A 23,329-nucleotide genomic window follows, 5' to 3' on the forward strand; every position below is an offset into this window, starting at 1 on the left:
GGCTTTGGAGCTGGTCGACGCGTCCGTCCCCACAAGTCGGCCCGGGGGAGATATTGATCCGAGTGAGGGCCTCGGGCGTGAACTTCGCCGAGACGGCGATGGGGCAAAATCGCGACGCGGTGACGCCGCCGCTCCCGAGCATATTGGGCGCCGAAGCAGCGGGGATCATCGAAGCGGCGGCGCCATGACGAAGGAGGGCCTGAAGGCGCTCGCGCCTCTCGGCCGGCTCGTCATTTATGGCTCGCTCGAGCGCTGGGACGCCGCCTCGGCGTCGATGCCGGGAGCGGCTGCGATCTCGAGGATATGAGTCGGCTCGACGCCAGCGGTACGTTTATGATTGTCGCATGAAGGGAATTCGTCGTTTCGTGCTGGCCGCTGTCGCTGCGGGCTCGGCTGTCCTCCTGCTCGTATCGTTGCGCGCGCAGCCGAATGTGGAGCCCGAATATGTCGGCGCGATCGTCTGCGCCGGCTGCCATGCGACGCAGGCCGAAGCCTGGAGCAAATCGCATCACGCGAAGAGCATGGCGTCGCCGACGGCCGGAACGGTTCTCGGCGACTTCTCCGGCGCCGATCCCCGATTTTTTCAGCGTGGGAAAGATTATTTCATTCGCGCCGAAGGCCGGGACGGCGAGGAGCGAGAATTCGCCGTCGCCGCGACATTCGGCGTCGCGCCGCTGCAGCAATATCTCCTGAGCCTGCCCGGCGGGCGGCTGCAGGCTTTTTCGATCGCATGGGATTCGCGGCCGAGATCGGAGGGCGGGCAGAGATGGTTCGACCTCTATCCGGGCGAGCGCATCGCGCCCGGCGATCCGCTGCATTGGACCGCGCGGGCGCAGAATTGGAACTTCATGTGCGCGGATTGCCATTCGACCGGGGTCGTCAAGAACTACCGCCCGGAGACGGACAGCTACGAGACCCGCTGGCGGGAGCAGAATGTCGCCTGTGAGGCGTGCCATGGACCCGGCTCGCGCCATGTCGAGCGAGCCAAAGCCGGCGCTGGCGCGGGGCTGATCGTTTCCGGCGAGACGGCCGTGGGCTCCTGGGGCGATTTCGACGCGCGCGGGATTCGTCATTGGAAGGGCGAGGCGCGAAAAAATCCCTCGGAGGAGATTTGCGCGCCCTGTCATTCGCGGCGGCGGCCGATTGCCCCGGCGGGCCCCGGCGCGGCCTTTCTCGACGTTTTCATGCCGGAGCTGCTGGAGCCGGGGCTCTATTTCGCCGATGGCCAGATCGAGGACGAGGTCTTCGAATGGGGCTCCTTCCAGCAGAGCCGCATGCATGGCGCCGGCGTGACTTGCGTCGATTGCCACGAGCCGCATGGCGCCGCGTTGCGCGCCGAGGGCAATGCTCTGTGCGCCCAATGTCATTCGCAAGCGACTTTCGATCAGCCGCGGCACCATCGTCACGCCGAGGGCTCGCCGGCGGCTCGATGCGTCGCCTGCCATATGCCGCAGCGGATCTATATGCAGATTCACATCCGGCGCGATCACTCCTTCCGCATCCCGCGTCCGGCGGCGAGCGCGCGGCTCGGCGCGCCCAACGCCTGCAACGCCTGCCATGCCGATAAGAGCGCCGATTGGGCGGCCGAGAGGCTGAAGGATTGGGGCGCGGCGCGACAGGCGCCGGAGGAGGCGCTCTCCGAGATCGCCCGCGCGGCGCGCTTCGCCGCTCTCGCGGGCGAGCCCGGCGCCGTCGCGCTGGAGAGGCTGACGCCGGAACTCCATGCGCCCTCCCCTCTGCTGCGCCTCGGCGCGCTGCGCGCGCTCGCCCCTTATGACGAAACGCTTCGCGAGAAGCTCGCCGGACCTTTGCGCGAAGATCCCGTGCGGGCGGTGCGCATCGAGGCCGCGCGGCTGACGCCGCTCGTCGATCATCCGGCGCTGGAGGAATGGCGCGCGGCCGAGAGGCTCGCCGAGGATCGTTCCGAAAGCCATCTCAATCTCGGCGCCTTGGCCGCCGAGCGCGGCGAGATTGGAGAGGCGGAGAAAGAATTCCAGCGCGCGACCCGAATCGACGCGAGCTATGTCCCGGCTTGGCTGAATCTCGCCGATCTGCTGCGCGCCACAGGCCGCGATGCGGAGGCCGAGGCGCCGCTGCGCAAGGCGCTGGCCGCAGCGCCGGCCGACGCCGACGCCCATTATGCGCTGGCTTTGTGGCTCGTGCGGCAAAAGCGCCTCGCGGAGGCGAGCGCGCAGGTCGAGACGGCGGCGCAGCTGTGGCCCACGGACGCGCGCTTCACGGAGTTGAGCCGCTTGCTGGCGCGCTGATCCTGGGCGGCTATTTCAGCTCCACGTGAACTTTGTCGATCTGGCCGTTGAAGGCGAAGGGCGCGGCGTAATCGGGGCTGACGGGCGCGCCGGAATCGAGGCCCACGTCGAGTGTTTCATTATAGGAGAGCTGGAGATTTTCGATCCGCCCTTCCGCGACCTTCGCGCCATTGACGCTGAGGATGATCTTTCCGGCGAAGACCACGCGCGGCTCGAACGAGGTGCGCACCGGCGGCGGCTTGGCGGCGTCGGGGATGAATTCCACGCCGATCCGCGCCGCGCCCACCGGCAGCTTCCCGGTCGAGACGATTTTTCCTGCGACATTGCCCCAGGCCTTGGCGAGATAGACGAGCTTGCCGTCCTTCACATAGATCGAAAAGCCGCCGTAATCGCCGCCGTCGGCGAAAATCACGCCTGCCGGCTCGGCCGGCAGAGTCACCTCGGCCAGAATCGAATGGGCGCGCCGGTTGAATTTCGGCCCGATGCGTTGCGGAATATGGTCGGCGCCGGGGCGATAATCGAAGACAACGCGGCCATCGGCGGGTGACGGCAGATTGCCGCGCGCCGGCAGCAAGGGGTAGATTTGCGTGCGCGCGGCCTCGCTGTCGAACAGAGCCGCCAGCTCCTTCACTTTCTCGGGCTTCTCCGCGGCGAGATCATGCGCCTGCGAGAAATCCGCGCGCAGATCGTAGAGCTCCCAAGGATGCTGGCCGATCGCGAGATCGGCGCCGCGCGTCGCCGACCAGGGCGCGACATGGCGCGCTCCGGCCCACCAGCCGTCCTGATAGATGGCGCGATTGCCGGAGGTCTCGAACACTTGCCGCCCATGGCTGCTCGGCGCCTTCGCGTCGTAGAAGCTCGCCGCGAAGCTCTTTCCCTCGAGCGGCGTTTGCGCCACGCCGTCCACCTTGTCGGGCGGCGTCACGCCCGCCAGCTCGTAGATGGTCGGCGCGATATCGGTGATGTGCTGGAACTGCGTGCGCAATTCGCCACGCGCCTTGATCTTCGCCGGCCAGGAGACGATGAGCGGATCGCGCGTGCCGCCGAGATGCGAGGCGACCTGCTTCGTCCATTGGAAGGGAGTCGAACTCGCCCAGGCCCAGGCGGCGGCGTAATGATTGTCGAAAATCTCCTCGCCCAGCTCGTCGGCGCGCTTCAGCCGATCCGCGGCCGAAGGGGCCGTCCCGTCGACCGCTATGACGTCGCGGCCGTCGACGCCGCCTTCGCCCGAGCCGCCATTGTCGCCTGCGATGTAGAGCACCAGCGTGTTGTCGGCGATTCCGTCCTTCTCCAGGCTCTTCAGCAGACGGCCGATCTCGAAGTCGGTCTGCTCCATGAAGGCGGCGTAGACCTCCATCTGCCGGGCGAACAGCTTTTTTTGGTCTCCCGAGAGCGTATCCCAGGCCGGCAGCTCGGCGGGGCGTGGCGTGAGCTCTGCATTGGCGGGTATGACGCCGAGAGCCTTCTGCCGCGCGAAGGTCTCCTCGCGCAGTCTGTCCCATCCCTTGTCGAAGGCGCCGGCATATTCGGCGATCCATTCTTTGGGGACCTGATGCGGCCAATGGGTGGCGCCGGGCGCGAAATAGAGCAGGAAAGGCTTGGCGGGCGCCACGGCCTCATGTGCATGGACCCATTTGACGGCGTCGTCGACGAGATCGGTGGTGAGATGATAGCCCGGCTCGCCGGCGCGGGGCGGATCGGCCGGCGTCGTGTTGCGATAGAGCCGCGGCGCATATTGGCTGTCATAGCCGGCCAGAAACCCATAGAAATATTCGAAGCCCAAGCCCGTCGGCCATCGATCGAAAGGGCCGACCGGCGAGATTTCGTCATAAGGCGTGTTGTGCCATTTGCCGAAGGCCGCTGTGCTATAGCCATTGTCGCGCAAGACGCGGGCGAGGCTGGCGGCGCTCCGCGGCCAATGCGCATTGTAGCCGGGGTAGCCGGTCGCGCCATCGGCCACGGAGCCGAAGCCGATCTGATGATCGGTGCGGCCCGACAGCAGCGCGGCGCGCGTCGGCGAGCATAGAGCGCTCACATGGAAGGCGTTGTATTTGAGGCCGCGCGCCGCCAGCCGATCCAGCTCCGGCGTCTTCGCGGGTCCGCCGAAAGTGGATGTGGCGCCGAAGCCGGCGTCGTCCAGCAGCACCAGGACGACATTGGGCGCGCCGGCCTTGGCTACGACCGGCTGCGGCCAGGCGGGCGGCGCAGCGTCGCGCGACGGATCGACGATCACGGCGGGGGCCGGCTCGGCCTTGGGCAGGACCTCCTCGGCCCGGACGCCGAGCGACAGAGCGAGAGCTGCGCCAGTGGCGGCGAATGAAGCGATGCGCATTGGGATCCCGCGGATTCGACGAGCCTGACGATTGTCCGAGCGCGATGCGTCTCGAACGGGCGGAAATAGGAAAATCGGCGGGAGACCGACCGCGGGAAGCCCCCGGATCGCGTTCAACGGGCGCCTTTCCAGACGTCGTTGCCGCGCACGTCCAGCCTTCGGGGAAGAAGCTGCGCTTCGGTGAATGCGTCCGAGATTTTCTGCTGCTCGGCGAGCGCGTCTTCGTCCACCAGAGCGACCGCATAGCTGCGCCGGCTATTGGCGAGCTCCAATGTCGCCGCGTCCAGCCCGACCAGCGGGGCCAGACGCTCGGCGGCTTCCTTCGGGCGCGCCTTGACCCACTCCCCGGCCTTGCGGAGCTCATCGACGACGATCTTCAATACGTCGGGGCGGCTCAGCGCATATTTCGTCGACGTCAGATAGAAGCGCCGATAGCTCACATCGGCCGCGCCGCCGTCGGCGAGCACTCTCACCTCGACGCTTTTCTGCAGCGCCGCCAGAAAAGGATCCCAAATCGCCCATGCGTCTATCGCGCCTCGCTCGAACGCCACGCGTCCGTCGGCGGGCTGAAGATAGACGATCTCGGTCTCCTTCAGCTTCACGCCGGCCTTCTCCAAGGCTTGCAGAGTGAGGTAGTGGACGCCGGCCGCTTTGGCGAAGCCGATTTTCTTGCCTTTGAGATCGGCGAGCGTCTTGATCGGCGAGTCCTTGCGCACGACAATCGCCTGGCCTGTCGGCGATGGCTTTTCCTGCGCGAGATAGGTCAATTTGGCGTTCGCCGCCTGGGCGAAGAGTGGGACGGGCTCGGCGACGTCCGCCGACAAATCTATGCTGCCGACGTTGACGCCTTCCAGAAGCGGCAGGCCGGAGCTGAATTCATGCCAAGCCACTTTCACGCCCAAGGGCGCCAAGGCTTTCTCGAGAGCGCCCTGCCCTTTGAGAAGGATGAGAAGCGAGGAGGATTTTTGGTAGCCGATACGCAGAACCTCTTCCGCCGCGAGGGCTGGACGCCCTCCGATGGAGGCGAGAATCAATGTCGCGATCATCGCGAACGCCGCCGCCGCCGCAGAATTCCAAAATCCTCTCGCCATGAACGTCCGCTCCGATCGCTTCGGCGGGTCGCCGCCGCGTTTCGACCCTATCGCAACAAGCCTATCAGTTCTAGTGACCGAGTAGGCTTCTGCGGGACCTTGTCGCGAGGCGTTGGTCAGTACAGCTTGACCAGCATGGTTCCGCCGAATGCGCGGGGATCATTGGGCCAGCCGATGGTCGCCGGCGTCGTCGCATTGCCCGGCGCCCAGGCGGTGAAGGGCCGATTGTCGAACAAATTCTTCACCCAGACGGACAAAGCGTAGCGTTCGTCGTCCGTTTTCAGGCCGAAACCGAGATTCGTTCGCGTATAGGGCGATGTCCAATATTGAAACACGGCGTGGGGATCGGTCAGCTGGACTTTGTCCTGCCATGCGGCGTTCGCGTAGAAGAAGCCCGTGACCGATCGGTCCGCCCATTCGCCGAGATCGCGGAAGAGCGGTCCCAATGGCCGTTCGTAATTCACGCCGACGTTGAAAGACCAGAGCGGGACGAGCTCCCATCGAGAATTTGACCGCGACAGTGTGAGCGGAGCGGAAAGAAAGCCCGCAGGCGGGTTGGTCGGCGTCGACCACAGCCAATCTGCGGGCGTCGCCGCATTGGCGAAGTCGAGCCAGCGGGCGTCGGTGCGCGCGCCGGAATAGTTGAACGAGAGACCCTCGAGCGGAGTCGTCCAGCGGCCGTCGATCTCGACCCCTCGCAACTGCACATGATTGGCCGTTCCGAGATAAGTGGTGCGGATCGGCTGGCCGAGACTGTCCTTGTAGGAGGTGTCGGTCAGATTGGTCTGGAAATTATAAATATCGTTCCAATAAAAATTGATATTGGCCACGAGCGCGCCGTCGAGCCATGTCGTCTTCGCGCCGATCTCATAATCCCATGAGACCTCCGGCTTGGTGATCACCGGCTGCCAACCTTTGAAATTGTTCTGGCCGTCGAGGATCGGCTGCGCGGCCGTATTGACGGCGCCCGCCTTCTCGCCGCGCCCGACGAGCCCGAAGATCAATATGTGCTCGTCGATCCTGTATTGCGGATTGAAGACGCCCGTCAGCGAGTTGAGCGTTTTGCTCACGCCGCCCGTGTCGAAGAAGCCCTGGCCGCCGCCAGATCGGATCGCCGCCGTTTGTTGCGCGAGGGAATATTGATTGGGATAGATCTGCTCCCAGCCGAAATTGGAGCCTTCCTTGATCTCGTAGCTGTCGCGCAGACCGAAGGTCAGCGCCAATTGCTCGTCGACATGATAGGTCGCCTGACCATAGGCCGCGACATGGAAGGTCCGCGCCTTGCCGTCGCGATTGTTCTGGAGGCCGTTGAGCAGAGCCGGCGCGCCGAACCAAGCCGCGGCGTCGGAGCCGAATTCGGTCAGATTATGGTTCCAGACATATTCATACATGGAATAGACGCCCGTCGTCCATTCGAGCGCCTGCTCCTTTGGCGATGCGAGCCTGATCTCCTGAGAGAATTGATCGACATAGCTGTCGACGCGTCCGCCGGTGATTGAGAGCTCCTGATTGCCGAGCGGCACGCGCGGCTGCAAGCGGAAATGGCCATAGGCGGAAATCAGGCTCAGCGTGTTCTCGCCGAGCTGAATATTCGCCTCGTTCGAGACATTGTGCTGCTGGGCGTAGAAGGTCGGTGTGCGGGTGAAATAGGGCTTGAATGGATCGAAGGTGAGAACCGGCCGCCCGAGCCTTTGCGCCAGAGTCTGTGAATAGGTGCGCGCGGGCAGCGTGCCATTGGCGAAAAGCTGGAACGAGTCGCCGAAAGCGCAAACCGTGCTGCTGCAGGCACCGATATTGCTGTATTCGGCAGAGCGTCCATAATTGAAGATCAAACGGTCGGTCACGCTGTCGCCGACATAATATAATTGCCCGCGCACGCCCCAGCGATTGTCGTTGCGATAGCCGGCGCCGGTGACTTGATCACGAATCCAGCCGTCGCTCTTGTCGAGATAGAATGCGACGCGATAGGCGAGCTTGTCGTCGATGATCGGCCCGGTGACGTTCAGCTTCTCGATGATGCGATTGTAATTGGCGAAAGACGTCTCGAAGCTCGCCTTGCGCTCGAAAGAGGGCAATTGCGTGCGGAGGACGATATTGCCGACCGTGGTGTTCTTGCCGAAGGCGGTTCCCTGCGGGCCGAGGCCGATCTCGAAGGATTCCAGATCGACGAAATCGCCCCACTGGAAGCCGAAATTCTTCCAGAACACATTATCGACGACGAAGCCCGTGTCCGACTCCGATCCATCGCCGGTTCCGGCGCCGAGCCCGACGCCCCGGATCGTCGCCGGACGTCTCGGATGGCTGCCGTCGACTCTGTAGTTCGGGACCTTTTGCGCGAGATCGGTCAATCGATCGAGATGTTCCCGCTCGGCGGTCTTGGAGGTCACGACGACGATCGGCCGAGGCTGCTTGGTCGCCTGCTCCTGGCGTTGCGTTCCGTCACGCGCGCCGGTCACACGCACATCGTCGACCTGAGCGTCCTGCGCGAGGGCGATATCGAGAGAAAGACACGCGACCCCCGCGAGCAGCGCGGCTCGTGGCGCTCGAGCGCCGAAGCGGCGCCGCTTGTCCAAGCTTCCCGGGGCGACGCGCATGCAATTCATCATTACATTAAATCGATGTGATTTAAGTGAATATACTGATGGCGCCCAAACGGTCAAGCTCGCGCGGCGGCGCCTTGCATGCGCGGCGGAAACGTCGATAGAAGACACAAGGGCCGAACGGCGGTGTCCCCACTGTCGGCCCATCGCCGGCGTGGCGGGCGTAACGCCTACTGAATCGATAGGGAGTTCTGGCCCATGGTGGAGCAGATTTCGGCGCGCGCGCTTCGCGCGCTCTGGCGGGCGGGCGAGGAGGTCGCGCTGTTCGACGCGCGTGAGGAAGGACCTTTTTCGCGCACGCATCCGTTCTTCGCCGTCTCGCTGCCCTTCGCCGAGATCGAGGCGAAAGCCTATGAGCTCGCCCCGCGCCTGTCGGCGAAGATCGTCGTCTATGACGATGGCGAGGGAGCCGCGGAGCGCGCTGCGCGCCGTCTCGTCGACGTCGGCTATCGCGATGTCGCCCTTCTCGAAGGAGGGCTTTCCGCCTATCGCGAGGTCGGCGAGCTGTTCCGCGACGTCAATGTAGTGTCGAAGGCTTTCGGCGAGCTGGTCGAATCCATTCGCCATACGCCGTCATTGTCGGCGCGCGAGGTCGATCGGCTCATTCGCGACGGCGCCGACGCCGTGGTGCTCGACGCGCGCCGCTACGAGGAATATCGCACCATGAGCATTCCGACGGCGGTGAGCGCGCCGGGCGCCGAGCTCGCCTTGCGCGTCTTCGATATTGCGCCGTCGCCGGACACGCTGGTCATCGTCAATTGCGCTGGACGCACGCGCTCGATCATCGGGACGCAGAGCCTCATCGACGCCGCTGTCCCCAATCGCGTCGCCGCGCTCCGCAACGGCACGATCGGCTGGACTCTCGACGGGCTGGCGCTCGACCGCGGACAGGAGCGGCGCTTCCCGTCGATCAGCCGAGAGGCGCATGCTCGCGCGCTCGCCGGAACGCGCGCTCGCGCAGCGCGCCTCGGCGTCGCCACGCTGGACGCCGCCGGCTTTCAGGCCGCGCTCGCCGAGCGTGAAAGGCGCACGCTCTATCTGCTCGATGTGCGCTCGCCGGAGGAATATGCGGCGGGCCATGCGTCCGGCTTTCGTTCCGCGCCCGGCGGTCAGCTCGTTCAGGCCACGGATGAATGGGTCGCCGTGCGCGGCGCGAAGATCATCCTGTATGACGATCTCGAAGCGCGCGCGCTCTCTACGGCTTCATGGCTGACGCAGCTCGGCTGGGAGACGGCCGTGCTCGCGCCGGATGCGGTCGCGGCGACGGATGTCGGCCCCTCCCCGCGGGCTCGTCCGCCGATCATCGTCGCGCCGGGCTCGACGATCTCGCCGGAGGAGCTCGCGGCTCGCCGCGACCATTTCGTCATTGTCGATCTCTCGCGCAGCCCCGTCTATCGCGCGGGCCATATTCGGGGCGCTTTTTGGGCCGCCGCCGCGCATCTCGAGCGCGATCTTTCGACGCTGCCGCGTGACGAGCAGGTCGTGCTGGTCTCGCCCGATGGAGAGACCGCGCTGGACAATCTCGCGCGGGCGCGGAGCGTGGCGCGCGGCGCGGTCGCGCTGGCCGGCGGAACGCAGGCATTCGGCGCGGTCACGGCGGAGAATCCGCAATGGCTCAGCGAGCCGGACGACAGCTACAAGCGCCCCTATGAAGGCGTCGACAATTCACGCGATGCGATGCAGGCCTATATCGATTGGGAGCTGCAGCTCGTCGCGCAACTCGCCAATGACGGCGTCGCCAATTTTCATGTCGTGCGATAGCTGCGCTCGTCACTCGGCGGCGCGCCCGGCCGCGTCTCCGAGCAGATGATCCAATATCTGCTCCTCGAGTTCCGCGACCTCGACCGCGCCGCGACGGCGAGGACGCGGCAGATCGACGGCTATGTCCCGCGAGACCGCGCCATTCTCTATGATCACGATGCGATCGGCGAGCGTGACGGCCTCGGCGACGTCATGCGTCACCAGCAGAGCCGTGAAGCCGTCGCGCAACCACGCGGATTCCAGCAGGCGCTGCATCTCGATGCGGGTGAGAGCGTCGAGCGCGCCGAGCGGCTCGTCGAAGGCCAGCAGGCGCGGCCGGCTGACGAGCGCGCGCGCGAAGGCGACGCGCTGCTTCTGGCCGCCGGAGAGCGTCGACGGCCAATCCTCGGCGCGATCCTCGAGCCCGACCGAGCGCAGCGCCTCGAGGGCTTGCGCCCGGCCATCCGCGCTGCCTCGGCGCTCGCCGAGACCGACCTCGACATTGGCGAACACGCGCGCCCAAGGCAGGAGACGCGGCTCCTGAAACATCACGCGGACAATGTCGCGCGCTTGCGCGACCAGAGGCTCTCCGAATGCTATGGTCCCGCGGGTCTTCTCGTCGAGGCCGGCGATCAGACGCAGCAGCGTGCTCTTTCCGCAGCCGCTGCGTCCGACGATCGCCAGGAACTGACCGGCGGGCGCGTCGAGCTCGAGATTGCTCAAAATGCGCTTGGAGCCGAAGGATTTGTCGAGATTGCGCACGCGCAGCGGCGCTCCGGCGCAGGGCCTCGCCTCATGCGCGAGCTTACCGAGCGTCATGGCCGATCTCCTCGACCGCTCTGAAATGCGGGGTGCCAGGCAAGACAGGAGCGCTCGAGAATGCGGGCGACGGAATCTGCGAATTTGCCGAGCAGAGCGTAGATCGTGATCGACAGCACGACGATATCGACCTGCATGAATTCGCGCGCCTGCATGGCCATGTAGCCGAGCCCTGATTGCGCTGCGATCGTCTCGGCGACGATCAGCGTCAGCCACATGACGCCGAGCGCATAGCGAAGCCCGACGAATATCGACGGCAATGCGCCGGGCAGCACGACACGTCGGAACAGCTCGTGGCTCGGCATGCCATAGCTGCGCGCCATTTCCAGGAGTTGCGGATCGATCGAGCGAACGCCATGCAGCGTGTTGACGTAAATCGGGAAGAAGACGCCGATCGAGACGAGGAAGAGCTTGGCCTCCTCGTCGATGCCGAGCCAGAGGATGACGATCGGGATCAGCGCCAGATGCGGAATATTGCGCGCCATCTGCAATGTGGAGTCGGCGAGGACCTCGCTGATCTTGGACACGCCATTCGCCAAGCCGAAAAAGAAGCCGATCGCTCCGCCGATCGCGAGGCCCCCGATCGCACGCAGGAAGCTCACGCCGAGATTGCGCGGCAGCTCGCCCGTGAGCGTCAGTCGCCACGCGGCGTCGAGGACGGCCATGGGCGAAGGCAGCAGCGTCGACGACGTGAGCCCCATGACGCAGACAGCCTGCCAGAGGGCGACGATCGACAGAGGAACGATCCATGCCGCGGCTCTCGATTCGAGAATCGCCCGCCAGGAAAGGCGCTGTGAGGTTCCGCCTCGCGGAGCGCGGCTGGAGAGAATCGAGGCGTCCTGCGAATGTGTCATCGCACGCTCTACTCTGCGGCGGCGCGCGGCGAAGCGCCGGAGCCGACGCCATATTCTCCGACCGCGGTTCCATGCGACCATTTGCGGCCGCTTTCAATGCCGAGCGCAGGGAACAGCAGCTCGGCGACCTTATAGGCCTCCTCGAGATGCGGATAGCCGGAGGCGATCACCGTATCGATTCCGAGCGCCTGATACTCTCGCAAGCGCGCGGCGACCGTCTCGGGATCGCCGACCAGCGCGGTGCCGGCGCCGCGTCGCACGAGGCCGACGCCGGCCCAGAGATTTGGCGCGATCTCGAGTCGATCGCGGCGGCCGCCATGCAGAGCGCTCATCCGCTTTTGGCCGATGGAGTCCGATTCGAGCGCGAATTTGCGCTGTGCCGCGGCGATCGCATCGTCCGAGAGATGCGTGATGAGCCGGTCGGCGGCGTCCCACGCCTCGCGCTCCGTCTCACGCACGATGATATGAATGCGCAGGCCGAACTTCAGCTTGCGCCCACGCAGCGCAGCGCGTTTTCTCGCCGCAGCGATCTTCTCGGCGAGCTGGGCCGGCGGCTCGCCCCAGGTCAGATAGACGTCGGCATGCTCGCCGGCGACCTCGAGCCCTGCGTCCGACGAGCCGCCGAACCAGATCGGCAGCGGGCTCTGCACGGTGGGAAACAGCAGCCGCGCGCCTTCGACACGAATATGCTCGCCGACGAAATCGACCGTCTCGCCGGCGAGCAGCCTGCGAAAGACAGTGAGAAATTCGGCGGCATGGGCATAGCGCGCATCATGGGAGAGAAAAATCCCGTCGCCGGCGAGCTCCACCGGATCTCCGCCAGAGACGACATTCACGAGAAAGCGTCCCTCGCTGATGCGATCGAGCGCCGCCGTCTGGCGCGCCCAATGGGTGGGCGTCGCGAGCCCCGGACGCAAGGCCGCGAGGAAGCGCAGCCGCTTGGTATGCGGCGCGAGCGCGGCGGCGGTGATCCACGGATCCTCGCAATGGCTGCCGACAGGCAGAAGCGCGCCTGCGAATCCCAGGCGGTCGGCGGCTTGCGCAATCTCCTTCATATAGTCGAACTCGGCATAGCGAATGCCTTTGTCCGAGCCGAGATAGGAGCCGTCTCCGCTGACGGGAATGAACCAGAACATATCGAGCGGTCGGTCGGTCATGCTGCGCTTCTTTCAGCCGGCGGGCTTGTGCTTCCAGACGATATCGCGAATGTCGAGGCGCGCGGGGATCAGCCCGAGACGCAAGAAGCGATCCGCCACTCGTTGCTGCTCGGCGATGATGGCGTCGTCGAGCGAGACCAGCGCGAATTCGGCTCGATCGACCGATTTGCGTTGCGCGGCGAGCGGAACGCCGCTCGCCGCGGCGTAGAGTTCCGCGACCTCGGCGCGATGCGCGGCCGCCCAAGCGGCGGCTTTCGCGATCTCGTCGTTGATCTCGTCGACGAGGGCGGGATATCGCGCCGAGAAATCGGCGTTGGCGAGAAAGAAGCTGCTCTGAGCAGCCGCGGTGGCGTCGATCTCGAGCTGGCGCGCGCCGGCGTTCAGCTCGGCGATGGCGAGATAGGGGTCCCAGATCGACCACGCGTCGATCGCGCCACGGGTGAAGGCCGCGGCTGCGTCGGCAGGCGCGAGATAGACGGGCGTGACGTCGTCAAAGACCAGATTTGCGCTCTCGAGCGTCGAGACCAGCAGATTATGCGCGCTCGAGCCTTTGGCGACGCCGATCCTTTTTCCTTTCAAATCGGCGACGCCTGCGATGGCCGAATGACGCGGCGTGACGACGCCCTGGCCATAGGCGTTCGCCGGAATAGCCGCCACATAGGTCAGCCGTCCGTGGGCCGCTTGCGCGAAAATGGGCGGCGCGTCGCCCGTGAAGCCATAATCGATGGCGCCGGCGCCGAGCGCCTCCAGCATCGGAGGGCCGAAGGGGAATTCGACCCATTTGATCGTCACGCCGTTCGGCTCGAAGCGCTTCTCCAACAGCCTCTGCGCTTTGGCGACCAGAAGCACGCCGAATTTCTGATAGCCGATCACCAGCTGCTTCGGCTTTTCGTCCGTCGCCGCGTGAAGAGAGCTCGCCGAGATCGCTGCGGCCGCGAGCAAGAGAATTGTCCGGCGATCGACGCTCGACTGTTTCATGGCGACGACCGAGAAAGCCCTTCGACGCCACACGCGCGGAGATCTGTTCCTGGAAGCGGCGGCCGATGCGGCTGGTCGCGGCGATCTTGCGATGCGAGCATGCGGTTCTCCTCGGCGGCCGCTACGAGATACCGCCGCACAGCCATTAATGTATCGATTTTATCAACTATCTGCGTCGAGCGCAACGCGCCGGTCCGAATGCCGCGGCGCATCCAAAACGCCGCTGTTCGTTTCCTTCGCGAGCGCGAGCCGAACGGCGGTTCCCGGGGTCAGCCTCTCGCGGTTCTGTGCTGCGGAGCCTCGAGGCGAGCAGCGGCGACGCCCGCGTTCGTCGAGCCGACGCGTCCGAGCGCCGGAAAGACGCGCTCGCGCTTTCTTTGGAGCCGGCTCATGAGAAGATAGATGATCGGAGTCGTGTAGAGCGTCAGCAATTGGCTGAGCGCCAGACCTCCGACGATCGTCACTCCGAGCGGGCGGCGCATTTCCGCGCCTATGCCCGTGGCCATGGCGAGCGGCAGCGCGCCGAGCATGGCTGCGAAGGTCGTCATGAGAATCGGGCGCAGGCGCTCCTTTGCGGCGAGCAGCACGGCCTCCTCATGGCTGAGCATCTTCTCTCGCTCGGCCTGCAGCGCGAAGTCGACCAGCATGATGCCGTTCTTTTTGACGACGCCGATCAGCAGCAGAATGCCGATGAAGGCGATGACGGTGAATTCGATATCGAAAGCTCGTAGCGCCAGCAGCGCTCCGAGGCCGGCGGACGGCAAGGTCGATATGATCGTGATCGGATGTATGACGCTCTCATAGAGAACGCCCAGTATGATATAGACGCACAATAGCGACAGCAGAATGAGCTTGGCCATGCCGTCCGCGACCTTGCGAAAATCGGCGGCGTCGCCGGCGAAATCCGCTCTCAGCCCGTTGGGGAGCTGCATTTCGTCGGCGGCGCGTCGCACCGCCGCCGTCGCCGCATCGAGCGTATGCCCCGGCGCGATATTATAGGAGATCGTGACCGCCGGAACGACGCCTTGGTGGTTCACGACCAGAGGCGTCGAGCCCCTCTCTATTCGCGCGACAGCGGTGAGCGGCGTCTGCGTTCCATTCGCGCCCGAGACATAAATCTGCGAGAGGTCGCTCGGATCACGTTGCCGCGCGGGGAGCGCCTCCATGATCACGCGATACTGATTGCGCTGCGTATAGATCAGATTGTCCTGCCTCTGGCCGAAATAGCTGTTGAGCGCCGCGTCGATCGCGGAAATCGAGACGCCGAGCCGCGACGCCGCGACGCGATCGATGATTATGTCGCTCTTCAACGCGCCGGATTGCCTATCCGTCGAAACGTCGACGATCTGCGGAAGCGCGCGGAGCCGCTGCAGAACTTTCGGAGTCCATTCGTTCAATTCGTCGACGGACGAGTCCCAGAGGGTGAATTGATATTGGCCTTTGCTCTGCCGGCCGCCGACTCTCATGTCCTGCGCCGGGACCATGAAGACGCCGATTCCGGTGACGTCCGCCATTTGCCGCCTCAACCGCGCGATCACGTCGAAAGTCGTGACGATGCGCTCGCCCGCCGGCTTCAGGCTGATGTACATCCTGCCCTGATTGGTCGACGAGGTGAGGCCAGAGGAGCCGCCGATCGACGAGCCGACAGCGACGACATCTGGATCGGAGGCCACGATCTCGGCCACGAGCTTCTGCAGCCGCGCCATTTCGACGAATGACGTGTCGGCGGAGACCTCCGTCGTCGCATTGATCAGCCCTGTGTCGTCCGGCGGCAGATTTCCCTTGGGGATGACGCCGTAGAGATAGATCGTCGCGGCGATGCTGACGGCGACGGCCGCCGGTCCGAGCCAGGGATGCGCGATGATCGACCTCAAGCTCTCGAGATAGAAGGCTTCCGTTCGCGCGAGGAGCCCGTCGCTCTCGCGGCCTTCCGAGGGCCGAGCATGTCGCCCGCCGGGAAACCAGGCGCAGACCATAGGCGTGACCGTCAATGAGACGACGGTCGATATCGCGATCGCAAAGCTCAGCGTGAATGCGAATTCTGCCAAAACGCGTCCGGTCGGACCGTCCAGAAACTTCAGCGGGATGAAGACCGTGACCAGCGAGAGGCTGATGGCGATCACGGTGAAGCCGATCTGCCGCGCTCCCGCGAGCGCCGCCTCCAGCCGGCTCAATCCCTTCTCCGAGCAGCTCGCGATATTCTCGATCATCACGATTGCGTCGTCGACGACGAAGCCGACCGAAATCGTCAGCGCCATCAACGAAATATTGTCGAGAGAAAATCCTGCGAGCCACATGGCCGCGCCGGTTCCCACGAGCGACAGGGGAACAGTGACGCCAGCGGCGACAACGGGCGTCGCGCGTTTCAGAAAGACGAAGACCACGAGCATGACGAGCGCGACCGACAAAGCCAGCGTATGCTGGACGTCCCTCACGCTCGAGCGAATGGAGACGGTGCGGTCCGATTGAATGGCGATGGAAACTCCAGCCGGAATCCATCTCTCGAGCTCCGGCAGCAATGCTTTGACGCGATCCGCGACTTGCACAACATTGGCGTTGGCCTGCTTGGTGATGACGAGCAAGACCGCGGGCTTGCCGTTGAACCAGCCCGCTGTCGTCCGGCTTCGCGTGCCGCGTTCGACAGTCGCGACATCGCTCAGCCGCACGATGGCGCCATTTTGCGCACGCAGGACGATGTTACGAAATTCCTCGGGGCTCGACAATTCGTCGCTCGCTCCGAGCGTCGTCGCCGTCGTCGCTCCATCGAAAGCCCCGAGAGGCGACCGAACATTGGCGGAGAGGATGGCGCTCGCGACCGCATCGACGCCCAGTCCCATCGTCGCGAGGCGCGCGGGGTCGATCTGCACACGGATCGCCGGCTGCTCCGCGCCGGCGACCTTGACTTCTGCGACGCCGGGAACTTGAGATATTCTTTGCGCGATCACCGTATCGGCGACGTCGTAGAGGGACGTCGTCGGCAAATTGTCCGACGTGAGCGCGAGGATGAGAATGGGCGAGGCGGCCGCATTGGATTTGCGGAACGACGGCAAAGCCGAGAGATCGGTGGGCAGGTCGGTCGCTGCGGCGTTGAGCGCCGCCTGAACGTCGCGCGCCGCGGCGTCGATGTTTCGATTCATGTCGAATTGCAGCGTGATCTGCGTCGAGCTGGGCGAACTCGACGAAGTGAGCTCGGTGAGGCCGGAAATCGTGGCCAGTCGACGCTCCAAGGGCGCCGCGACCGAGGCGGCCATCGTAGAAGGGTCGGCGCCCGGCCGAAAGGCGCCGACGCCGATCACCGGCATGTCGACCGCCGGCAGGCTGGCGACAGGAAGAAATGCGTAGCCGATAGCGCCCATGAGAAAAAGCGCCGCTGCGAGCAGCGTCGTCGCGACTGGACGGTGTATGAAGGGAGCCGAGAAGTTCATGTGAGCGCGGGTTACGAGGCGAGGGCGTCGCGCCCGCGGGAGTATCTATATATACTATCAAGTTAATATGATTACAAGCTGGGCGCGCGCAGATCGGGCGGCTCGCCGAGATGGATAAAGCCGCTCGGCATTCGAGAGAAGGTCTGCGTCGAGCGGCGGACGTTTCCTGCCCCTCCCCCTCCCCCGCTGGCGGCTTCGACGGGTGGGCTCGACGGGCGCGTCACAATATAATATCTAGATGATAGGAAAAGACGTCGCATCGCGCCCTCTCCGGCTGCCCGCTGGGACGAGCGGTCGCGCCGGCCGCGGAAGCATAGCCGCGCGCGTAGGAGAAAAGCGGAGCCTGGGTTTCATGAGTCTGCTCGAAACCGCGGTCGCGCGTCCTGTCGCGACAACTTTGCTCATGGCTGGACTCACCCTGATTGGAGCCGTGGCGTTTTTCCTTCTGCCGGTGGCTCCTGTTCCACAAATCGACTATCCGATGATCACGGTCGTCGCTTCCATGCCCGGCGCCAGTCCGCAGACCATGGCGGCCTCGGTCGCGACGCCGCTCGAGAAGCACCTAGGCAAGATCGCGAGCGTCAATGAGATGACGTCGACGAGCTCGCTCGGCTCGGCGAGAATTTCACTGCAGCTCGATCTCGATCGCGACATCAATGGCGCGCAACGCGACGTTCAGGCGGCGATCGCCGCCGCTCGCGCGGATCTTCCGACATCGCTGCGCAATAATCCGACGACCCGGGCGACAGGTCCCGCAGATGTGCCGGTCCTGACGCTGTCGCTCACGTCGAGCCGGCTCACACAGGGCCAGCTGTTCGACGCCGCGTCCAACATATTGCAGCAAAAGCTCGCGCAGGTTCCGGGCGTCAGCCAAGTCTCGGTGAGCGGCGGCGCGCTTCCGGCGGTTCGCGTCGAGCTCAATCCGCACGCGCTCTTCAAATATGGAATTTCGCTGGAAGACGTTCGCGCTGCGCTCGCCGCGACCAATTACAACGCTCCAAAAGGGGCGGTGACGGTCGATGAGCGGCGTCTGCAAATCTACTGCAACGATCAGCAGCGTCGCGCCGATGATTATACGGGTCTCGTGGTCGCATATCGCAGCGGCGCGACGATACGGTTGAGCGATTTGGCGGAGGTCGTCGATTCGGTCGAGGACAGCCGCAGCTTCGGGCTCGTCAACGACGAGCCGGGAATTCAGGTGAATGTCTCCCGTGCGCCGGGCGCGAACAATATCGAGATCGTCGATGCGATCAGGGCCCTGCTGCCCGCGCTCAACGCCGCGCTGCCCGCCGGAGCCGAGATGCGCGTCATGCGCGATCGAACATTGACGATACGCACATCGCTGCACGAGGTCGAGCAGAGCCTCGTCATCGCGGTCGCGCTGGTGATATTTGTGGTGTTTCTCTTCCTGCGCGATTGGCGCGCCACCCTCGTCCCGGGAATATCGGTCATCGTCTCGCTGATCGGCTCGTTCGGGGCGATGTATTTGCTCGACTACACGCTCGACAATCTCTCGCTCATGGCGTTGACGATCGCCACGGGCTTTATTGTCGATGACGCGATCGTCGTCGTCGAGAATGTCGTTCGTCACATGGAGTCGGGAGCGACACGGTTGCGCGCCGTCATCGACGGAAGCCGCGAAGTCATGTCGACCGTGCTGTCCATGAGCCTGTCGCTGATCGCAGTGTTCATCCCCATCCTGTTCATGGGCGGCTTCGTCGGCCGCATGTTGCACGAGTTCGCCGTCACCCTGTCGGTCGCGATCCTCATCTCGCTCGCTCTTTCGGTCACGGCGACGCCCATGCTATGCGCGCAGCTCATGCGCGCGCACTCCCCCCGATCGTCCTCTCGAATGCTACGCGTCAGCGAATGGATTTTGGCGGCGCTGCAAAGGGGCTATGAGCATTCTCTCGAATTCGCGCTTCGCCGACCGCGCCTGACGATGCTCGCGCTGCTGGCGACGGTCGGGCTCAACTTTCATCTCCTGACGATCATTCCAAAAGGCTTTTTTCCGACGCAGGACACCGGCCGCATGAGCGGAGCCCTGGTCGCCGACCAGAGCGTCTCCTTTTCGCTCATGAGGACGAAGCTCGAGCAGTTCATCGCTGTTCTGAGGAACGATCCGGCGATCGAGACGGTCGCTGGAACGATCGGCGGAAGCTCTTATGGCCCCAGCGGCTCGGTGAATGTCGCCGACATGCAGGTCACATTGAAGCCGCTGCGGGAACGCGGCGTCTCGGCGGACGAGATCATCGCGAGGCTGCGTCCGAAGCTCGCCAAGCTCAGCGGCGCGACCCTTTATCTCCAATCGACGCAAGACGTGCGCATCGGCGGACGTCCGAGCAATGCTCTCTATCAGTTCACCTTGCAATCAGACGATTTGGACGAGCTCCAGAGCTGGGCGCCGAAGGTGACCGAGGCGCTGCGCCGAAATCCCGTGCTGCAGGACGTCAGCTCGGATCAGCAGGACAAGGGATTGCAGACCAGCGTCCATGTCGTTCGCTCCACGGCGTCGCGCTTCAAGCTCACCTCCGCGCAGATCGACAACACGCTCTACGACGCCTTCGGTCAAAGACAGGTGTCCACCATATACGAGCCGCTCAACCAATATCATGTCGTCATGGAGGTGGCGCCGCAATATCGCGATTCGGTCCATGCGCTCGACGAGCTCTATCTGGGCGCGAGCGCGACGCTCAGAGGAAGCTCGCTCGGCGCGGCGGCGCAGGTCTATACTGTTCGCAGCAATGATGCGGTCGGAACTGCGGTGAATGGGAGCGCCGATACGATGGTGCCTTTGCCGGCGTTCAGCCGGCTCGCCGGCGGCAAGACGCCGCTGCAAGTCAATCATCAGGGCAATTTTGCCGCGATCACCATCTCCTTCAACCTCTCGGAAGGCAAATCGCTCAGCGATGCGACGCGCGCGATCACGGAGACGATGGAGGCGATCGGAACGCCCGCGGCAATTCATGGCGTTTTCGCAGGCACGGCGGCGAGCTATCAGGACGCCCTCTCCAATCAGCCTCTGCTGATCGCGGCGGCGCTCACCACGGTCTATATCGTGCTCGGAATTCTCTATGAGAGCTTTTTATATCCGATCACGATTTTGTCGACGGCGCCGTCGGCCGGCGTCGGCGCCCTCCTCGCTCTCATGGCCTGCAAGACAGATTTGAGCATAGTGGCCATGATCGGCGTGCTGCTGCTGATCGGAATTGTGAAGAAGAATGCGATCATGCTCGTGGACTTCGCGGTCGATGTGAAACGTCGCACCGGAGCCGGCGCCGCAGAGGCCATACGACAGGCCTGCGCCTGCCGGTTCCGGCCGATTCTGATGACCACGGTCGTCGCGCTGCTGAGCGCCCTGCCCTTGGCTTTCGGAACCGGGGAAGGATCGGAGATTCGCAGGCCGCTCGGCATCGCGGTCATAGGCGGGCTGATCGTCAGCCAATTCCTGACCCTCTATACGACGCCTGTCATCTATCTCTACATCGATCGGCTGCAGAGCCGGCTCTCGTCGATGCGACGAGGCGCCGAACGCATTTCCCGAGAGATACGGCTCGACGAGCGCTCGTGATGAAACTCGCGCATGTCGTCAGGAATCGGCCGCGCCTGCGCGCCGGCCGTCATCATTGACATATTACCATAAATACGACCAATTTGCTGGTGATGATTGTTCGGAGGCGCGCCATGCGGAGATCGATCCCATTTGTCAGCTCCCTCCTTTTCGGCCTCGCCTCGATGCCGGCGAACAGTCGCGCGGAGGTTTTGCCGAAGCCGGATGCGCCTTTCTCGGGCGTCGTCGCCGAGACGCGCGAAAAATCGGTTCCCGCCTTTCCGCGGCCGGTTCAGCCGCGCAAAGGCGCGCCGAATGTCATTGTGATCCTGCTCGACGACGTCGGATTTTCCGCCTCCTCGACCTTCGGCGGCGCGGCGCAGACGCCGGAGCTGGACAGGCTCGCGGCGCACGGCCTGCGCTACAACCAGTTCCACACCACGGCGCTCTGCTCGCCGACGCGCGCCTCGCTGCTCACCGGCCGCAATCAGCATCAGGTCGGGTTCGGAAATCTCGCGGATATCGCCACGGGCTATCCTGCTTATAATTCTGTCTGGAAGAGCGAGACCGCCTCGATCGCCCGAGTGCTGCGCCTCAATGGATACAGCACCGCGGCTTTTGGAAAATGGCACAACACGCCGCTGTGGGAAATTTCGCCGGTCGGGCCGTTCGACCATTGGCCGACCGGATTGGGCTTCGAATATTTTTATGGCTTTCAGGCCGGCGAGACCAGTCAATGGGAGCCGCAGCTCTATCGCGGCACGGTCGCCGTCGAGCCGACGAAAAAGCCCGAGCAAGGCTATCATCTGACCACCGATCTCGTCGACGATGCGATCAAATGGCTGCACAATCACGAGGCGGTCGCGCCGGACAAGCCGTTCTTTCTCTATTTCGCGACCGGCGCGACCCACGCGCCGCACCATGTGCCGAAAGAGTGGATCGACAAATACAAAGGCCGGTTCGACCAGGGCTGGGACAGGCTTCGCGAGGAGAGCTTCGCCCGCCAGAAGGCGCTCGGCGTCATTCCGGCAGGCGCCGAATTGACGCCGCGTCCCGAGGGACTGCCAGCTTGGGAGTCGCTGACCGCGGATCAAAGCCGGCTTTTCGCGCGGCAGATGGAAGTCTATTCGGCCTTTCTCTCCCATACAGATCACGAGGTCGGACGTCTGCTGAAGGCTTTGGGCGACGAAGGCCGCGCCGAGGATACGCTGGTCTTCTACATCGTCGGCGACAATGGCGGGAGCGCGGAGGGCGGCTTGAACGGCTCGGACAGCAATCTCGGCACTCTGCAGGGCTCCAATACCGAGGTCGCTTTTCAATTGCAGCATTTCGCGGATCTCGGCAGCCCGCTCTACGACAATCACTACGCCGCCGGCTGGTCCTGGGCCACCACCACGCCCTTTCAATGGATGAAGCAGATCGCCTCGCACTTCGGCGGCACGCGCAATCCTCTCGTCGTGTCATGGCCGGGCCATGTCGCCGAGACGCAGGCGATCCGCAGCCAGTTCGGCCATGTCAACGACATCGCGCCGACCATTTACGCGGCCGCCGGCGTCACTTTTCCAGAAAAGGTCGATGGCGTCGCGCAATTGCCGCTGGAAGGCGCGAGCCTGCTGCCGAGCTTCGCGGATCCTTCGGCCAAGAGCGCGCATCGCGAGCAATATTTCGAGATTTTCGGCAATCGCGCGATCTATAAGGATGGCTGGGTCGCCGGAGCGCGGCGCTATGCCCCCTGGGAGGCCTTCACCAATCTGGCGCGGCTGTTCCGCGGCGGCTTCGAAAACGACAAATGGGAACTCTATCACGTCGACGAGGATTTTTCGGAGGCTCACGATCTCGCCGAGAAAAACCCAAAAAAGCTCGCCGAGCTGAAAGCGGAATTCGACCGCGAGGCGCGCCGCAACGCTGTCTTTCCGCTCGTGCCGATCCCGGATCCCGACACATTTCCCTCGCCTGCCGCCGGCAAGACGCATTTCGTGCTCTACGAGGGCGTCGAGCGCCTGCCCACGCGTATTCTTCCCGACATTGGCGCGCGCAGCCATAAGATCACCGCGGCGATCGACAATGAGGACGGCGGAGTGGAAGGCGTGATCGTCGCCGAGGGCGGCCGACACGGCGGCTATTCCCTCTACGTCAAGGACGGCAAGCTCGTCTATCAGAACAATCTGTTTGGTCAGACGCTGGAGAAGCTCGTCGCATCGAAGCCTCTGCCGCGCGGCAAGGTCACGATCGTCTATGAGTTCGACGTCGATTTTTCGCTGACCGAAGCGGCCAAAGGCCTTCTGTCCTCGGCGCTCGTCGCAAAGGCGCGGCCAGGCAGAGCGAGATTGGCCGTCAATGGCGAGGAGGTCGCGAGCGGCCATTTGAGCTTGTTCGGCGGATTTCGAAGCATCGGTACGGAGACCTTGGACATAGGCAAGGATCTCGGCTCGCCGGTGTCGCCCGATTACGCCTCGCCCTTCGCCTTTACGGGACGAGTGGAAAAAGTGGAGATCGACCTGAAAAAATAGTGCGAT

Annotated in this window: 14 protein-coding genes; 6 read left to right on the forward strand and 8 right to left on the reverse strand. The window is 64.3% G+C overall.

All coding sequences use genetic code 11. The features are described 5' to 3' along the window. Nucleotides 1-62 precede the first annotated feature (62 nt). Genes ACT53T_RS16090 through ACT53T_RS16100 form a run of 3 tightly spaced genes read left to right on the forward strand, consistent with a single transcriptional unit; the run spans nucleotide 63 to nucleotide 2,267 of the window. Complete coding sequence (locus ACT53T_RS16090; RefSeq protein WP_476161989.1) at nucleotides 63-188, forward strand: hypothetical protein; 126 nt, start codon at nucleotides 63-65, stop codon at nucleotides 186-188. Continuing rightward, nucleotides 185-307: a hypothetical protein gene (locus ACT53T_RS16095; RefSeq protein WP_476161954.1), complete on the forward strand. Its 123-nt coding sequence runs from the start codon at nucleotides 185-187 to the stop codon at nucleotides 305-307. The genes ACT53T_RS16090 and ACT53T_RS16095 overlap by 4 nt, the downstream gene beginning before the upstream one ends. Before the next feature lie 37 nt (nucleotides 308-344). Next, on the forward strand, nucleotides 345-2,267 hold the full coding sequence (locus ACT53T_RS16100) for a cytochrome c3 family protein (RefSeq protein ID WP_476161955.1): 1,923 nt from the start codon (nucleotides 345-347) through the stop codon (nucleotides 2,265-2,267). Between the two features lie 10 nt (nucleotides 2,268-2,277). On the opposite strand, the gene ACT53T_RS16105 is transcribed toward ACT53T_RS16100, so the two are convergent. The 3 genes from ACT53T_RS16105 to ACT53T_RS16115 all read right to left on the reverse strand — a co-directional run bounded on the left by ACT53T_RS16105 (nucleotide 2,278) and on the right by ACT53T_RS16115 (nucleotide 8,284). After that, the gene (locus ACT53T_RS16105; RefSeq protein ID WP_476161956.1) at nucleotides 2,278-4,599 is read right to left on the reverse strand and encodes an arylsulfatase; all 2,322 of its coding nucleotides are present in this window, start codon (nucleotides 4,597-4,599) and stop codon (nucleotides 2,278-2,280) included. 113 nt (nucleotides 4,600-4,712) lie between these two features. Continuing rightward, entirely contained in the window at nucleotides 4,713-5,645 is a 933-nt protein-coding gene (locus ACT53T_RS16110; protein ID WP_476161957.1) for an aliphatic sulfonate ABC transporter substrate-binding protein, read from the reverse strand. A gap of 161 nt (nucleotides 5,646-5,806) precedes the next feature. Next, nucleotides 5,807-8,284 carry a TonB-dependent receptor gene (locus ACT53T_RS16115; protein WP_476161958.1) on the reverse strand — a complete coding sequence of 826 codons (2,478 nt, stop codon included), beginning with the start codon at nucleotides 8,282-8,284 and terminating at the stop codon, nucleotides 5,807-5,809. A 204-nt stretch (nucleotides 8,285-8,488) separates the two neighbouring features. On the opposite strand from ACT53T_RS16115, the gene ACT53T_RS16120 reads away from it, so the two are divergent. Beyond that, on the forward strand, nucleotides 8,489-10,051 hold the full coding sequence (locus tag ACT53T_RS16120) for a rhodanese-like domain-containing protein (RefSeq protein WP_476161959.1): 1,563 nt from the start codon (nucleotides 8,489-8,491) through the stop codon (nucleotides 10,049-10,051). 9 nt (nucleotides 10,052-10,060) lie between these two features. On the opposite strand, the gene ACT53T_RS16125 is transcribed toward ACT53T_RS16120, so the two are convergent. The 5 genes from ACT53T_RS16125 to ACT53T_RS16145 all read right to left on the reverse strand — a co-directional run bounded on the left by ACT53T_RS16125 (nucleotide 10,061) and on the right by ACT53T_RS16145 (nucleotide 17,263). Then, nucleotides 10,061-10,849: an ATP-binding cassette domain-containing protein gene (locus ACT53T_RS16125; RefSeq protein WP_476161960.1), complete on the reverse strand. Its 789-nt coding sequence runs from the start codon at nucleotides 10,847-10,849 to the stop codon at nucleotides 10,061-10,063. Next, nucleotides 10,846-11,703: an ABC transporter permease subunit gene (locus tag ACT53T_RS16130; protein ID WP_476161961.1), complete on the reverse strand. Its 858-nt coding sequence runs from the start codon at nucleotides 11,701-11,703 to the stop codon at nucleotides 10,846-10,848. The genes ACT53T_RS16125 and ACT53T_RS16130 overlap by 4 nt, the downstream gene beginning before the upstream one ends. Before the next feature lie 8 nt (nucleotides 11,704-11,711). Continuing rightward, nucleotides 11,712-12,860 carry an FMNH2-dependent alkanesulfonate monooxygenase gene (ssuD, locus tag ACT53T_RS16135; RefSeq protein ID WP_476161962.1) on the reverse strand — a complete coding sequence of 383 codons (1,149 nt, stop codon included), beginning with the start codon at nucleotides 12,858-12,860 and terminating at the stop codon, nucleotides 11,712-11,714. A gap of 12 nt (nucleotides 12,861-12,872) precedes the next feature. Further along, the gene (locus tag ACT53T_RS16140) at nucleotides 12,873-13,802 is read right to left on the reverse strand and encodes an aliphatic sulfonate ABC transporter substrate-binding protein (protein ID WP_476161963.1); all 930 of its coding nucleotides are present in this window, start codon (nucleotides 13,800-13,802) and stop codon (nucleotides 12,873-12,875) included. Nucleotides 13,803-14,107: 305 nt separating this feature from the next. After that, nucleotides 14,108-17,263: an efflux RND transporter permease subunit gene (locus ACT53T_RS16145; RefSeq protein WP_476161964.1), complete on the reverse strand. Its 3,156-nt coding sequence runs from the start codon at nucleotides 17,261-17,263 to the stop codon at nucleotides 14,108-14,110. Between the two features lie 352 nt (nucleotides 17,264-17,615). Between ACT53T_RS16145 and ACT53T_RS16150 the strand changes: the two genes are divergently transcribed. Next, a complete protein-coding gene (locus ACT53T_RS16150) occupies nucleotides 17,616-20,834 on the forward strand; it encodes an efflux RND transporter permease subunit (protein ID WP_476161965.1) in 3,219 nt (1,072 codons plus the stop codon). Between the two features lie 191 nt (nucleotides 20,835-21,025). After that, nucleotides 21,026-23,323 (forward strand): arylsulfatase, encoded by a 2,298-nt coding sequence (locus ACT53T_RS16155; protein ID WP_476161966.1) that lies wholly within the window; start codon nucleotides 21,026-21,028, stop codon nucleotides 23,321-23,323. Nucleotides 23,324-23,329: the final 6 nt, after the last annotated feature.

The organism is Methylosinus sp. DMC45 (genome assembly GCF_056313885.1).